This window comes from Mesorhizobium sp. CNPSo 4684, assembly GCF_057784315.1.
Map to the genome: position 1 here is coordinate 87,747 of NZ_JBWLUX010000023.1, position 13,565 is coordinate 101,311.

The following is a 13,565-nucleotide window of genomic DNA, read 5'->3' on the forward strand; positions in this document are numbered from 1 at the left end:
CGACGATGAGCCACACCATCAACCATCTGAAGAAACTGAGGCTGCAGCGCAGCGAGCTGGCGGTTCCCGGCTCCAGCCCGGAGATGATCGACAAGGCGGCCAACAGTGCCGCCGACTTCATCTTCCTCGACATCGAGGACGCGGTCGCGCCGCCCGACAAGGAGCGCGCCCGCAAGAACATCATCCAGGCGCTCAACGACATCGACTGGCGCGCCAAGGGCAAGACTGTCTCGGTGCGCATCAACGGCCTCGACACCCATTACATGTATCGCGACGTGGTCGACGTCATGGAACAGGCCGGCGACCGGCTGGACACGATTTTGGTGCCGAAGGTCGGCGTGCCGGCCGATCTCTATATGGTCGAGGCCATGGTCAACCAGATCGAGATGGCCAAGGGGTTCAAGACCCGCGTCGGCCTCGAAGCGCTGATCGAGACAGCGCTCGGCATGGCCAATGTCGAGGCGATTGCCGCGACCCCCGGCCGGCTGGAAGCCATGCATTTCGGCGTCGCCGACTATGCGGCAAGCTGCAAGGCGCGCACCGTCAACATTGGCGGGCTGAACCCCGACTACCCCGGCGACCAATGGCATTTCGCTTTGTCGCGCATGACCGTCGCCTGCCGCGCCTACGGCTTGCGCGCCATTGACGGGCCGTTCGGCGACTTCTCCGATCCCGAGGGCTACATCGCCGGCGCCAGGCGCGCCGCCGCACTCGGCATCGAAGGCAAATGGGCGATCCATCCCTCGCAGATCGCTCTCGCCAATGACGTCTTCTCGCCGCCGGAAAAAGAGGTCACCCGCGCCAGGCGCATCCTCGAAGTCCTGAAGGAGGCGGAGGCGCAGGGCAAGGGAGCGGCAGCCCTCGACGGCAAGATGATCGACGCCGCGTCGGAGCGCATGGCCCGCAATGTTCTGGTGGTCAACGAAGCCATCGAGCGCGCCGGCCAAGCGCGCGTCGCCACGCACTGACTGTTTTTGGGAGGACAAAATGGACATTCACGAATATCAGGCCAAGGAACTCTTGGCGCGCCACGGCGTGCATGTGCCGCGCGGCGGGCTGGCCTACAGCCCCGAGCAGGCAACTTACCGGGCGCGCGAGATCGGCGGCGCCAAATGGGTGCTGAAGGCGCAGGTGCATTCCGGCGCGCGCGGCAAGGCCGGCGGCATCAAGCTGTGCGCCAATGACGAGGAAATCTCCAATGCCGCCGAAGCCATGCTCGGCCGTAAGCTGGTGACCCAGCAGACCGGCCCGCGCGGCAAGCTGATTTCGCGCCTCTACCTCGAGGAAGCCGTCGACATCGCGCAGGAACTCTATGTCGGCTTCGTCCTCGACCGCAAGGAAGAGCGCGTCATGATCGTGGCCTCGGCCGCCGGCGGCATGGAGATCGAGGACATCGTCGAAAAGGCGCCCAATTCCATCCTGCGCACATCGGTCGATCCCGGCGTCGGCATGCAGCGTTTTCAGGCGCGCGAAATCGCCTTCGGGCTCGGCCTCGATCACAATCTGATCGGCAAGGCGACCGAAACCATCTTCAGTTGCTACCAGGTGTTCCGCGACTACGACGCCTCGATGCTGGAGATCAATCCGCTGGTGGTGACCCGCGACGGCAATCTGATCGCGCTCGACGCAAAAATGTCGTTCGACGAGAACGCGCTGTTCCGCCGGCCGGAAATCTCCGAGCTGCGCGACAAGAGCCAGGAAGACCCGCGCGAAACCTTCGCCAGCGACCGAGGCCTCTCCTATGTCGGCCTCGACGGCAATATAGGCTGCATCATCAATGGCGCCGGCCTCGCCATGGCGACCATGGACATGATCAAGATCGCCGGCGGCGAGCCGGCCAACTTCCTCGACATCGGCGGCGGCGCCTCGCCCGAACGGGTGGCGAAATCCTTCCGCGCCGTGCTCGGCGACAAGAATGTCGAGACCATTCTGGTCAACATCTTCGCCGGCATCAACCGCTGCGACTGGGTCGCCGAAGGCGTCATCAAGGCGATCCGCGAGGTCGGCGTCAACGTGCCGCTGGTGGTCAGGCTTTCCGGCACCAGGGCCGAGGAAGGACGCCGCATCCTGGCCGATTCCGGCGAGGCGGTGATCGTTGCCGACACGCTGGCCGAAGCCGCCGAAAAAGCCGTCGCCGCCTGGCGCGCGGCCACCAAGAAAAAAGCAGCCTGAGGGAGGTCGAGACAATGGCAATTCTGCTCAACCGCAGCACCCGCGTGATCGTGCAAGGGTTCACCGGCAAGATCGGCAGTTTTCATGCCGACGACATGAAGCGCTACGGCACCAAGCTTGTCGGCGGCGTCACCCCCGGCAAGGGCGGCCAGAAGCATCTTGGCCTGCCGGTCTTCAACACGGTCAAGGGCGCGGTGCGCGAAACCCGCGCCGAGGCAAGCATCGTCTTCGTGCCGCCGCCTTTTGCCGCCGATTCGATCATGGAAGCGGCGGACGCCGGCATAAAACTCTGCGTCTGCATCACCGACGGCATCCCCTCGCAGGACATGATGCAGGTCAAGCGCTACATGCTGCGCTACCGCTACGAAGACCGCATGCGGCTGATCGGCCCGAACTGCGCCGGCGTCATCACGCCGGGACAGGCGCTGATGGGCATCATGCCTGGCAGCATCTATCTGCCGGGCCGCGTCGGAATTGTCGGCCGCTCCGGCACGCTCGGCTACGAGGCCGCGTCGCAGATGAAGGCGCTCGGCATCGGCGTGTCGACCAGCGTCGGCATCGGCGGCGATCCGATCAACGGCTCCTCTTTCAAGGACATGCTGAAGCTGTTCGAACAGGACGACGAGACCGACGCCGTTGTCATGATCGGCGAGATCGGCGGGCCGCAGGAAGCCGAAGCCGCGATCTGGGCGCGCGACAATATGAGGAAGCCGCTGATTGCCTACATCGCCGGCCTTTCCGCTCCGAAAGGCCGCCGCATGGGCCACGCCGGCGCCATCATCTCGGCCTTCGGCGAGTCGGCACAGGAAAAGGTGGAGATCTTGAAAGACGCAGGCGTCGTCATCGTGCCGACGCCCTCCTCCTTCGGCGAGGTGGTGGCCGACACGCTGTCGCGGATGAAGAAGGCCGCCTGAACGGCGGCCCTCCAAGTTCGACCGCGCCTCAGGCGGCTAGAGTTCAGACCGCCCAGACCTCAGGCGGCCTTGTCGGTCGCGGGCTTCGCAACCTTGGTGCGGGTAACGCTGCGGCGGCCGTCGACGCTGACCGGAACGTCGCCGTCGACCGTGGCGCGACGCACGACCCGGTGTTGATCGCCATAGTCGTTGACTGCGTAGTGCTGGGTGGCCCGGTTATCCCAGATCGCCACATCGCCGGCTTTCCAGCGCCAGCGGACGGTGTTCTCCGGCGCGGTGACATAGGACTGGAACACCTCGTAGAGCCGCGCTGAATCGCTTTTGGAAAGACCGACCAGCCTTTGCACGAAATTGCCGAGCAAAAGCGAGCGCTCGCCTGTTTCGGGATGGACGCGGACAACGGGATGCTCGGTCTCGTAGACCGTCGAGGTGAAGACCTCCTCAAAATGCTTCTTTTCCGCGGCGCTCGCGCGCGGCCGCACGGCGGCGTAATCGTAGGCATTGCTGTGAACTGCCCAGAGATTGTCCGCCAGCAACTTCAGCGGTGCGGGCAGGTCCTGGTAGGCCGCGGCGGTGTTCGACCAGATGGTGTCGCCGCCTGCCGGCGGTATGACGACGCCGCGAAGAACGGAGAATTTCGGATAGGCGTCAACGAAGGTGACGTCGGTGTGCCACTGATCGGCGCGACCGCCGCCACGGCTCGAATCGAGCTCGAGAATGGACGCCGTTCCCCTGACGGGACCCTGGGTCGGATGCGGCACGAGGTCGCCGAGACGATGCGCGAAGCGCTCCTGCTCGGCATCGTCGAGATGGGCCTGGTCGCGGAAGAAGACGACCTTGTGCCGCAGAAGGATCTGGTTGATAGCCGCTATGGTCTGCTGCGGCAGATCGCCGGAAAGCCGTATGTTCCTGATTTCAGCGCCGACACGCCCCGTAAGCGGGACAATATCGGCTTCCGGAATGGTCTGCTCTACGGGTGCAAGTTTGGGCATGGAAAACCTCTATCCTCTGGACTGCGGGCTGCTGGCAATGCTCCGCCGTTACCGGCCGCACAGCGATCGGCGGAGCCCCTTTCGCAGGGAGCTGTCTTGCTTGCTACGAAAGCGCTGATCGCAACGCAGGAGGGCGAAGGCCGCTAGGACTTTGCGAGCAGTACCGAGACCCCATTCAAAACGTAATTCTACAAATTCCATAGAAAAAGTGTTTCAAAGTTCGGCGACTCGGGGAAAAATGACTTCTGCACAAGCTCGTTCTCCGAGATGGCGGCGGCGTGGAGCGCGCAGGCGTATCCAGACTGTGCCGGGTTTGCTGGGGAGGACGATGGGGAAGCGTCCCAACAAGGCAGGAAGCCGTTTCCGGGCAAATGAGCTGCACTGATGGCGATGCATCCACCATCGGGACCTAGGAGCGCGCGGCGGCTGCCGCAAGCAGCAGGACGTCGCAACCTGATCTCATTAGGATTTAGGCGATTCCGATCGCGATGGGTCGAATTTTGGTGCGGTCGAGAAGACTCGAACTTCCACGGGTTGCCCCACAGCGACCTCAACGCTGCGCGTCTACCAATTCCGCCACGACCGCCCGTGGTAGGAGCCGGAACGAACCGGCTCGCGGCGTGTAGCAAATCGTTTCCGGCGAAACAAGGGCGCGGCGCGCAATAATCGCCGGGAATTGGCATAACGGCCTCTACAGCGCCGCGCGTCCTGTTGGACGCGCAAAGGACGCTGTAGCACTTTGATTTGGCGCATGATCCTTTCCGAAGATCGTTCCGATCTTCGGGGTCATGCGCGAAGGCCGAAATGCGGGGCGAACTGGACGTTTCAGCCAATTGCCGCCATATGGAAGGGCAAATGCATTCCGCCCCAGGCCTGAAGCGGTTTTGGAAGCCGGCGTGCATTAAGCGAAAAACGAAAAGCCATGACAGAACGCAGCCAGATCGCCACGTCGTTCCTGCCCTTGCCCGGCTCAGCACCGGTCGAATGGCGCATCGAGCCTGGCCTGACCGGCTACACCGATGCGCTTGCCCTGATGGAAGCACGTGCCGAGGCGATCCGCACTGGTGCCGCCGCCGAGCTGGTCTGGCTGGTCGAGCACCCGCCGCTTTACACCGCCGGCACCAGCGCTCGTATCGAAGACCTGATCGACCCCGACCGTTTCCCGGTCTTCGCGGCCGGACGCGGCGGCGAATATACCTATCATGGGCCGGGCCAGCGGGTCGCCTACGTCATGCTCGACCTGAAGCGCCGGCGCGAGGACGTGCGCGCCTTCGTCGCCGCGCTCGAACAATGGATCATCGGCACGCTCGCCGCCTTCAACGTGCGCGGCGAACGCCGCGAGGACCGCGTCGGCGTCTGGGTGGTGCGGCCCGATCGTCCCTCCCTGCCCGACGGCTCGCCGGCCGAAGACAAGATCGCGGCCATCGGCATCCGGCTACGGCGCTGGGTGAGCTTTCATGGCATTGCCGTCAATGTCGAGCCGGATCTCGGCCATTTCAGCGGCATCGTGCCCTGCGGCGTGCCGGACCACGGCGTCACCAGCCTTGTCGATCTCGGCCTGCCCGTGACCATGGCCGATTTCGACCTGGCGCTGAAATCCGCCTTCGAGGATGTTTTTGGGGCAGCCGAGGCTATTTCTGCCGAACCAGCGCGCAAGGCCGGCTGAAACCGCTCGATCAAACGCTCAGAGAAGCTTTGCCGAGGCCCACAGCAGGCCGTAACCATGAATGGCGAAGACGGCCAATAGCGCGCCAGCCATGGCGAAACGGTCGAAGGTGCGGATCGGCTTCAGTTCGTGGCGCGGCTTTACTCCGCTGCCCACGGTCAGCAGGCTGAGAATGGCAAAGACCGCACCTGCCACCAGCAGAAAGCCTTGGGAAAAACCAGCGAACCAGCCCACCGTCAGCAAAGCCGAAAGCAAACAGAACGAAGCCAGCGCCAGCGCGATCGGGCCCGGGCAGATCTGGCGCAGCACCTGGCCGCCGTCGAATTTCCACACCGGCACCAGATTGGCGATGTTGAACAGCGCGGCAAAGCCGGCGAGCGTCGCCAGAAGGGCGGCGGCCAGCCGATGCCCCTCGCTGGACGCGAAGCCGCTGGTGACGATCAGCAGCGGCACCAGGAAAGCGGAAAAGCCGGCGCCCATCAGCGCCACGAAGGCGACCTCGAAGCGGCTGTCATAGGGCCGGCCGCCAATGGCGATGCCACCGAGCAGCGGGATGAAGATCATCCGCGCCTTGCGATGACCGGTGAGCCGGAAGGCCGCCATATGGCCGAGTTCGTGCAGCGCGACCACCGAGGTCAGGATCGCGGCCAGCGCAAAGCCACCGGGATTGAGCCCGAAGAACGGCCACAGGATGAAGGCCGACAGAATGGCAAAGCCGACCTGGCTCAGCGGATGCTCGAACCAGCCGCCCTTGCGATACTGTCCGGTCCTCGCCCAGATCTGCAGCTTGCCGAGCTCGCGGCGCATGGCGAAGTAGCGGAACACCAGGAAGGCGACGCCGCGATAGCGGTCGGTCTGGCTGAGCGTCACGCGCGTGGCAGCACCTTCCGAAACGAGTTCGGTGGTCTCGTAAAAATCCTTCCAGAACGAAGCATCGAGCGCGGTATCCTCGATGACGCGCATGGAAAACCGACTGCCTTCGACGACGTCTTCGAAGCGCGACCTGCGCTCGATCGGTTGGCCGTCGCGGCCTTCCCAGGACAGCATGATGCGGGTCGTGCCCTGCTCGACCAACGGCTCGGCCGAGAGAATCTCGCCGGACCAGCCGGCGTCGCTGCCGAGCGGCCACAGCGCCTGCCAGAGGCGCTGCCGGTCCATGGCAACCACGCGGCTGAGCCTCACCGTACGCAAACCGAGCGGCGCGGTCATCAAAAGGAAAATCAGTCCGAGATTGCCGGCCACGAGAAGGGCCGTGATGATCGGCGACACTTGGGCGTTTGCTCCCTGTCTTGACAGGGCACCCTAGCGTCATGGCGGCAAGAAAGGCTTAACAACACAACGCCCTCCTGCCCGCCTCAAAACACTGCGGCGAACCGCAGACTGATCACATGGCGCCGATCCAGACCGCCATGGAAACGAGAAACGCACTCATGGACACCAACGAAACGACGTCCTGAACAAGATCGCTCATTACTCTCTCCTGTTGTTGCTATGTTCATATTTTGTTCTAATTTTGTTCGAATGTCAACGACCGGAAAGCGGCATGCCGACGAATCCTGACAGCCGGTTTGGGCAAGGTTAAGAAAGCGTTGATATGATCAGGTGCGGGATCATGCGGTGGAGGATATCCCCTGCTTCAGGTCGCGAGTTGCTCGCGAATGTCGGCGCTGCCCCTCACCTGCCTGCCGGCATCCTCTCCCCGTATAGTGACGGGGAGAGGGGTCGCTCTCATCGACGATTTCGCCAATCGCCGGCGTTGCAAGATTAAGCGCCGAGGGCGCGGCAGGCCAGTTTCTCCCCGTCACTATACGGGGAGAAATGTCCGGCAGGACAATGAGGGGCGGCGCTGCCTTCGGCAATCTTGCTTGCTCTGAAGGACCTCGCCAAGGAGGCGATCATCCGCAGGCCTCCTGAGCCATTGCCATACCCTAAAGCGGGACGACCTTACCCTCGTGCAGCGTCACCCGCCGATCCATGCGCGAGGCCAGTTCGTGATTGTGGGTGGCGATCAGCGCGGCAAGGCCGGACTGCCTGACCAGCGCGCCCAGCGCCTCGAAGACATAGGACGCGGTGACCGGGTCGAGATTGCCGGTCGGCTCGTCGGCCAAAAGCAGCAATGGGGCATTGGCGACGGCACGGGCAATGGCGACGCGCTGCTGCTCGCCGCCCGACAATTCGGACGGCCGGTGCGACGCGCGCTTGCCGATCTGCATATAGTCGAGCAGCTGTGCCGCGCGCTCCGAGGCTTCCTTGCGCGAGAGCCCCTTGATCAGCTGCGGCATCATGATGTTTTCGAGTGCCGAAAATTCCGGCAGCAAATGGTGGAACTGATAGACGAAGCCGACATCGTTGCGGCGGATCGCGGTGCGTTCGTCATCGGACAGCCGTCCGCAGGCGCGGCCGGCCAAAATGACGTCGCCGGCGTCGGGGCGCTCGAGCAGGCCCGCAGTGTGCAAGAGCGTCGACTTGCCGGTGCCCGATGGCGCCACCAGCGCCACCATCTCACCGCGCTTCAGCGAAAAATCGGCGCCGTTCAAAATGGTGAGCTTGCGCGGCCCCTGGATATAGTGCCGCTCGACGCTCTTCAGCTCGATAATGATCTCGGACTTCATTCGTATCTCAAGGCCTCGACCGGATCGAGACGGGCGGCCCGCCACGCCGGAAACACGGTTGCCAGGAAGGACAGGCCGAGCGCCATCAGGATGACATAGATAGTCTCGCGCGGGTCCATCTTTGCCGGCAGCTGGCTGAGGAAATAGAGCTCCGGATTGAACAGCACCTTGCCGGTCATCCAGGAGAAGAACTGGCGGATGGATTCGATGTTGGTGCAGATCAGCACCCCGAGCAGCACGCCGGCGAGCGTGCCGGTGACGCCGATCGCCGCACCCGTCATCAGGAAGATGCGCAGGATGGCGCCCCGCGATGCGCCCATCGTGCGCAGGATGGCGATGTCGTGGCCCTTGTCCTTCACCAGCATGATCAGGCCGGAGATGATGTTGAGCGCCGCCACCAGCACGATCAGCGTCAGGATCATGAACATGACGTTGCGCTCGACCTGAAGTGCCGAAAAGAACGTCTCGTTGCGCTGGCGCCAGTCGACCATGTCGATCGGCCGTTGCGCCGCCGCATCGACCAGCGGTTTCAGCGCGTCGACATCGTCGGGATTGTCGACATAGATCTCGATCGTCTGCGCCCTGCCGTCCATGTTGAAATAGAGCTGTGCCTCCGAAAACGGCATGTAGACGATGGAGCTGTCATATTCCGACATGCCGACTTCGAAGATCGCCGCCACCTTGTAGCCCTTCATCCGCGGCGTCGTGCCCATCGGCGTCACATCGCCGTCCGGCGAGATCAGCGTGATGGTGTCGCCAAGCACGAGGCCGAGATTCTCGGCCATGCGCTTGCCGATGGCGACGCCCTCGCCCGAGTCGAAATCGGCGAGCGAACCCTGCTTGACGTTGTTGGCGACGATCGCGATCTTGCCGAGGTCTTCGGCGCGTATGCCGCGCACCAGCGCGCCCATGCCGCCGCCGACATTGCCTTGCGCGAGCACCTGGCCGTCGATCAGCGGAATGGCGTATTTGACGCCGGCCACCCCGTTGATACGGGCGGCAACCTGCGCATAGTCCTCAAGCGGCGAATCCAGCGGCTGGACGATCAGATGGCCGTTGACGCCGAGGATGCGGGTCAGAAGCTCAGCCCGGAACCCGTTCATCACCGCCATGACGACGATCAGCGTCGCGACGCCCAGCATGATGCCGAGGAAAGAAATCGAGGCGATGACTGAGATCACCGTCTCCTTGCGGCGCGAGCGCAGGTAGCGCCAGGCGACCATGCGTTCGAACATGGAAAACGGGCCAGCGACCGGAGACTTGGCAACCGGCGACTTGGCGACCGAAGGCTTCGTTGCCGCGGCTTCGCTCATGCGATTGCACCGAAGCGTTTCCTGGCCTCCGCGACCGGCAGCGTTTCGCGCTCGCCGGTCCGGCGGTTCTTGATCTCGATCTCGCCGGCGGCAACGCCGCGCGGTCCGACGATCACCTGCCAGGGCAGGCCGATCAGATCGGCGGTGGCGAACTTGCCGCCCGGACGCTGGTCGGTGTCGTCGTAGAGCACGTCCTTGCCGGCGCCGGTGAAGGCGGAATAGAGCTCGCCGCAGACGCGGTCGCAGTCGGCGTCGCCCACCTTCATGTTGATCAGGCCGATGTCGAACGGCGCGACCGCATCCGGCCAGATGATGCCGTTGTCGTCATGGCTGGCCTCGATGATCGCCGCCACCAGGCGCGATGGGCCGATGCCGTAGGAGCCGCCGGAGACGAAATGATCCTTGCCGTCGGGCCCGGTCACCTTGGCGCCCATCGGCTTCGAATATTTGTCTCCGAAATGGAAGATGTGGCCGACCTCGATGCCGCGCGCCGAGACCCGGTCCGCTTCGCCGAGCTTGTCCCAGGCCGCCTCGTCATGCATCTCGTCGGTGGCGGCATAGGGCGTCGTCCATGTCTTGACGATGTCGGCGATCTCGCCGTCATTGGCAAAGTCGGTGTTTTCGCCGGGAACCTGGAGCGACAGATATTCGCGGTCGCAATAGACCTGGCTCTCGCCGGTGTCGGCAAGGATGATGAATTCATGGCTGAGGTCGCCGCCGATCGGCCCTGTGTCGGCCCGCATCGGAATGGCCTGCAGGCCCATGCGTGTGAAGGTCCGCAGATACGAGACGAACATCCTGTTATAGGCTGCCTTGGCGCCCTCGAAATCGAGGTCGAACGAATAGGCGTCCTTCATCAGGAATTCGCGCGAGCGCATGACGCCGAAGCGCGGCCGCACCTCGTCACGGAACTTCCATTGGATGTGGTAGAGGTTGAGCGGCAAATCCTTGTAGGACTTGACGTAGGCGCGCACGATCTCGGTAACCACTTCCTCATTGGTCGGACCGTAGAGCATGTCGCGGTCCTGCCGGTCCTTGATGCGCAGCATTTCCTTGCCATAGTCGTCATAGCGGCCGCTTTCGCGCCACAGATCGGCCGACTGGATGGTCGGCATCAGGATTTCCAGCGCGCCTGCGCGGTTCTGTTCCTCGCGGATGATGCGGCAGACCTTGTCCAGAACCAGCTTGCCCAGCGGCAGCCAGGAAAAGCTGCCCTGCCCCTGCTGGCGGATCATGCCGGCACGCAGCATCAGCCGGTGCGAGACGATCTCGGCCTCGCGCGGATTTTCTTTCAGGATGGGCAGGAAAAACTGCGACAAACGCATGGACAGGTCCGTGAGAGAGGAGGCTGCACCGGAATCGGCGCGGCTGGCTTGCTTGCCCCGGCTTCATAGCTATTTCGTGACGGAATGGAAACCCGACCCGCCGCATCGGCCCGAAATCGCAAAAATCGATTCTTCTTCCAAAGATCTTCGAACCGAAAACGATAATTGCTCAGGTGCAAAGTGATGGCTTGGCTGCAAAGTGCTGACACCGCCTTGCGCGTCTGAGCGACGCAGGGCACCTGGCCACATTAATGCGGCAGCCCCGGTGTTGTTCGTTTCGCAAGCAAAGCCTGCCGCACTATTGTGCACTGCAGCACAGATTGCCCGTTTGCGGGCAAAATTCTGCGTGACAATTTCATCGGGGTTAGGCTAGTGTGCCCCGATAACCGAGAGGGTAGAGAAAAATCTGCTCTCCTACGCGGTCAAAGTCTTGGGAGGATGCGATCTAGGCGCGGTTACTCGCTGCCGCCGGAAACCGGAAAACAGATCGGAACGCGTTTAAATTGCAAGGCCTTGTGCCTTGCATTTTTTTTGCGCAATCATCTGGTTAGATCTGCACATTCCCAAATCACATGAGCTTTCGCCGGCGTGATCTCGCCGCGATTCTATCAGGAATGGCTATGCTTGCGTGCGGGGTTGCTAACCTCAGCCCGAGTGCGCCGAAACTGGAGTTCGATGCTCCGAAAATAGGCACAAACAGCAGCATGCCGCCGCCCGATTTCGTCGGCGGGAAAAGGTTTTAGTTAGCCGGTACCTGGCTGGCTTCGGGGATGATGTGCGGGACTTCGTCGAGGCTGTAACCCAGCCCGTGCGTCAGGCCGTAGAAAATGCCCATGACGACAGCCGTGACAATGGTGGTGCGGATCACGGCGCGCAGCATATGCGGCCCGCGCGGGGCGCTGGCAACCGTGCCCAGCGTCACGTCGTGATCGTCATCCTGCGTACGCACGCTGAACGGCAGCACGATGAACAGCATCAGCCACCATGTGATGAAGAACAGCGCGGCAAATGAAATCCAGCTCATGCCTGCTCCAGTTCGACCAGCGTGCCGAAGAAATCCTTGGGATGCAGGAACAGCACCGGTTTGCCGTGGGCGCCGGTTTTGGGATTGCCGTCGCCCAGCACGCGGGCGCCGCTCGCCTTGAGATGATCGCGCGCGGCAAGAATATCGTCGACCTCATAGCAGACATGATGCATGCCGCCCGAGGGGTTCTTCGCCAGGAAAGCCGCGATCGGCGAGCCGTCGCCAAGCGGCTCCAGCAGTTCGATCTTGGTGTTGCCGACATCGACGAACACCACCGTCACGCCGTGCTCCGGCAGTGCCAGCGGCGCGGTGACCTTCGCGCCAAGTGTATCACGATAAGCGGTAATCGCCGCGGCCAGATCCGGCACGGCAAGCGCGACATGGTTCAGGCGTCCCAGCATGAAACCTCCAGCTTCGATGCTGGCGTCTTACGTCAAATCGGCCGACATCAATAGTCTTTGCCAAGGCGCGCAAGGTCGCACTTGGGTGAACCGCCGCCCTGTTCCAATCGATGTCTGCGAAGTACAAACGGCAATGCCCGATATCCGCCCCCGCGTTTTCAGCTTCGATCTTGGCTCGTTCAAGGTTGCCGCCCTGCTCGACGCCGTCGATCTCCGCGACAATCTCGCCACGGCTTTCGCCCCCGGACAATCGCCAGCCGCCGTACAGCAACTCGCCGTCTCGAACTCCATCGATCCCAACCGCTACGAGCATTGCTTCATCCCGACACTGGTCGACACCGGTGCCGAAAAGATCCTGTTCGACACCGGATTCGGCGATGCCGACAGCTCACTCCTGGAATGCCTGCAAGACGTTGGGCTCGAACCCGCCGACATCGATTTGGTGGTCATCACGCATGGCCACCCCGACCACATCGGGGGCCTCGTCCACAATGGCGAAGCCGTCTTCAGCCGGGCGCGCTACGTGTTCGGTGCGGCAGAATTCGTCTTCTGGACCGAGGCCGATACGGTGCGCGAAGCCAGGCTGAGCAATCGCGATCTGTTTCTGCGTGTCTGCGCCGGCCTTGCCGACCGCGCGACCTTCGTAGCACCCGGAGACGAGGTCGTGCCGGGCATCACCGCCATCGACGCCGCCGGCCATTCGCCGGGACTGCTGGCGTTCCACGTCGAAAGCGACGGACAGCAATTGCTCGTCTGGTCGGACGCCTTCCTGCACTCTGTCGTGTCGATCCAGCGCCCTGACTGGCATGCCGACCTCGACGACGAGAAGGAGCAGGCCGTCGAGACCCGCAAGCGCCTGTTGAAAATGGCCGCCGACCACCGGCTGCTTGTCGCCGGCTATCATATGCCGTTTCCGGGTCTCGGGCACATCGAGCAGGTGGACGGGACGTTTCGCTGGCTTCCCGCCACCAGCTGAACTCCAGCGGATGGCGTCGCCCTAGGACCAATCGACATTCAGGATTCAAAATCGCGTTGATGCATGATTCATAGGCTTCCAGATTCGATCTGGAGAGCGATGGATGGCACGGCGATATGAACTGAGCAGCGCGCAGTGGCAGCGTATCGAAGGGCTGTTGCCAGGAAAGG

Annotated in this window: 12 protein-coding genes and 1 tRNA gene; 5 read left to right on the plus strand and 8 right to left on the minus strand. The window is 63.0% G+C overall.

What is annotated here, in order from left to right:
- The first annotated feature begins 5 nt into the window (after nt 1–5).
- From AC04SG_RS21560 to sucD, 3 genes are read left to right on the plus strand one after another with little or no spacing between them, the layout of a single operon-like run.
- On the plus strand, nt 6–968 hold the full coding sequence (locus tag AC04SG_RS21560; RefSeq protein WP_488552702.1) for an HpcH/HpaI aldolase/citrate lyase family protein: 963 nt from the start codon (nt 6–8) through the stop codon (nt 966–968).
- A 19-nt stretch (nt 969–987) separates the two neighbouring features.
- On the plus strand, nt 988–2,172 hold the full coding sequence (locus AC04SG_RS21565; protein WP_023827346.1) for a malate--CoA ligase subunit beta: 1,185 nt from the start codon (nt 988–990) through the stop codon (nt 2,170–2,172).
- A gap of 14 nt (nt 2,173–2,186) precedes the next feature.
- Nucleotides 2,187–3,086 carry a succinate--CoA ligase subunit alpha gene (gene sucD, locus AC04SG_RS21570; RefSeq protein WP_192257619.1) on the plus strand — a complete coding sequence of 300 codons (900 nt, stop codon included), beginning with the start codon at nt 2,187–2,189 and terminating at the stop codon, nt 3,084–3,086.
- Nucleotides 3,087–3,145: 59 nt separating this feature from the next.
- On the opposite strand, the gene AC04SG_RS21575 is transcribed toward sucD, so the two are convergent.
- Complete coding sequence (locus tag AC04SG_RS21575) at nt 3,146–4,078, minus strand: TauD/TfdA dioxygenase family protein (protein WP_488552703.1); 933 nt, start codon at nt 4,076–4,078, stop codon at nt 3,146–3,148.
- Nucleotides 4,079–4,579: 501 nt separating this feature from the next.
- Nucleotides 4,580–4,664, minus strand: a tRNA-Leu gene (locus tag AC04SG_RS21580).
- A 336-nt stretch (nt 4,665–5,000) separates the two neighbouring features.
- Here AC04SG_RS21580 and lipB point away from each other — a divergent pair.
- Complete coding sequence (lipB, locus tag AC04SG_RS21585; protein WP_352560147.1) at nt 5,001–5,744, plus strand: lipoyl(octanoyl) transferase LipB; 744 nt, start codon at nt 5,001–5,003, stop codon at nt 5,742–5,744.
- A gap of 18 nt (nt 5,745–5,762) precedes the next feature.
- On the opposite strand, the gene AC04SG_RS21590 is transcribed toward lipB, so the two are convergent.
- From AC04SG_RS21590 to mce, 6 genes are all read right to left on the minus strand, one after another.
- Nucleotides 5,763–7,013 (minus strand): site-2 protease family protein, encoded by a 1,251-nt coding sequence (locus AC04SG_RS21590; protein ID WP_488552704.1) that lies wholly within the window; start codon nt 7,011–7,013, stop codon nt 5,763–5,765.
- Between the two features lie 659 nt (nt 7,014–7,672).
- Entirely contained in the window at nt 7,673–8,356 is a 684-nt protein-coding gene (locus tag AC04SG_RS21595) for an ABC transporter ATP-binding protein (RefSeq protein ID WP_192257624.1), read from the minus strand.
- A complete protein-coding gene (locus AC04SG_RS21600) occupies nt 8,353–9,669 on the minus strand; it encodes a lipoprotein-releasing ABC transporter permease subunit (RefSeq protein WP_488552705.1) in 1,317 nt (438 codons plus the stop codon). The genes AC04SG_RS21595 and AC04SG_RS21600 overlap by 4 nt, the downstream gene beginning before the upstream one ends.
- Nucleotides 9,666–10,994: a proline--tRNA ligase gene (gene proS, locus AC04SG_RS21605; protein WP_488552706.1), complete on the minus strand. Its 1,329-nt coding sequence runs from the start codon at nt 10,992–10,994 to the stop codon at nt 9,666–9,668. Before proS ends, AC04SG_RS21600 begins: the two co-directional genes overlap by 4 nt.
- A gap of 739 nt (nt 10,995–11,733) precedes the next feature.
- A complete protein-coding gene (locus AC04SG_RS21610) occupies nt 11,734–12,018 on the minus strand; it encodes a DUF1467 family protein (protein ID WP_488552707.1) in 285 nt (94 codons plus the stop codon).
- Nucleotides 12,015–12,419 (minus strand): methylmalonyl-CoA epimerase, encoded by a 405-nt coding sequence (mce, locus tag AC04SG_RS21615; protein ID WP_488552708.1) that lies wholly within the window; start codon nt 12,417–12,419, stop codon nt 12,015–12,017. Before mce ends, AC04SG_RS21610 begins: the two co-directional genes overlap by 4 nt.
- Nucleotides 12,420–12,552: 133 nt before the next feature.
- Here mce and AC04SG_RS21620 point away from each other — a divergent pair, with 133 nt between their 5' ends.
- Complete coding sequence (locus AC04SG_RS21620) at nt 12,553–13,395, plus strand: MBL fold metallo-hydrolase (protein ID WP_488552709.1); 843 nt, start codon at nt 12,553–12,555, stop codon at nt 13,393–13,395.
- Nucleotides 13,396–13,565 lie beyond the last annotated feature (170 nt).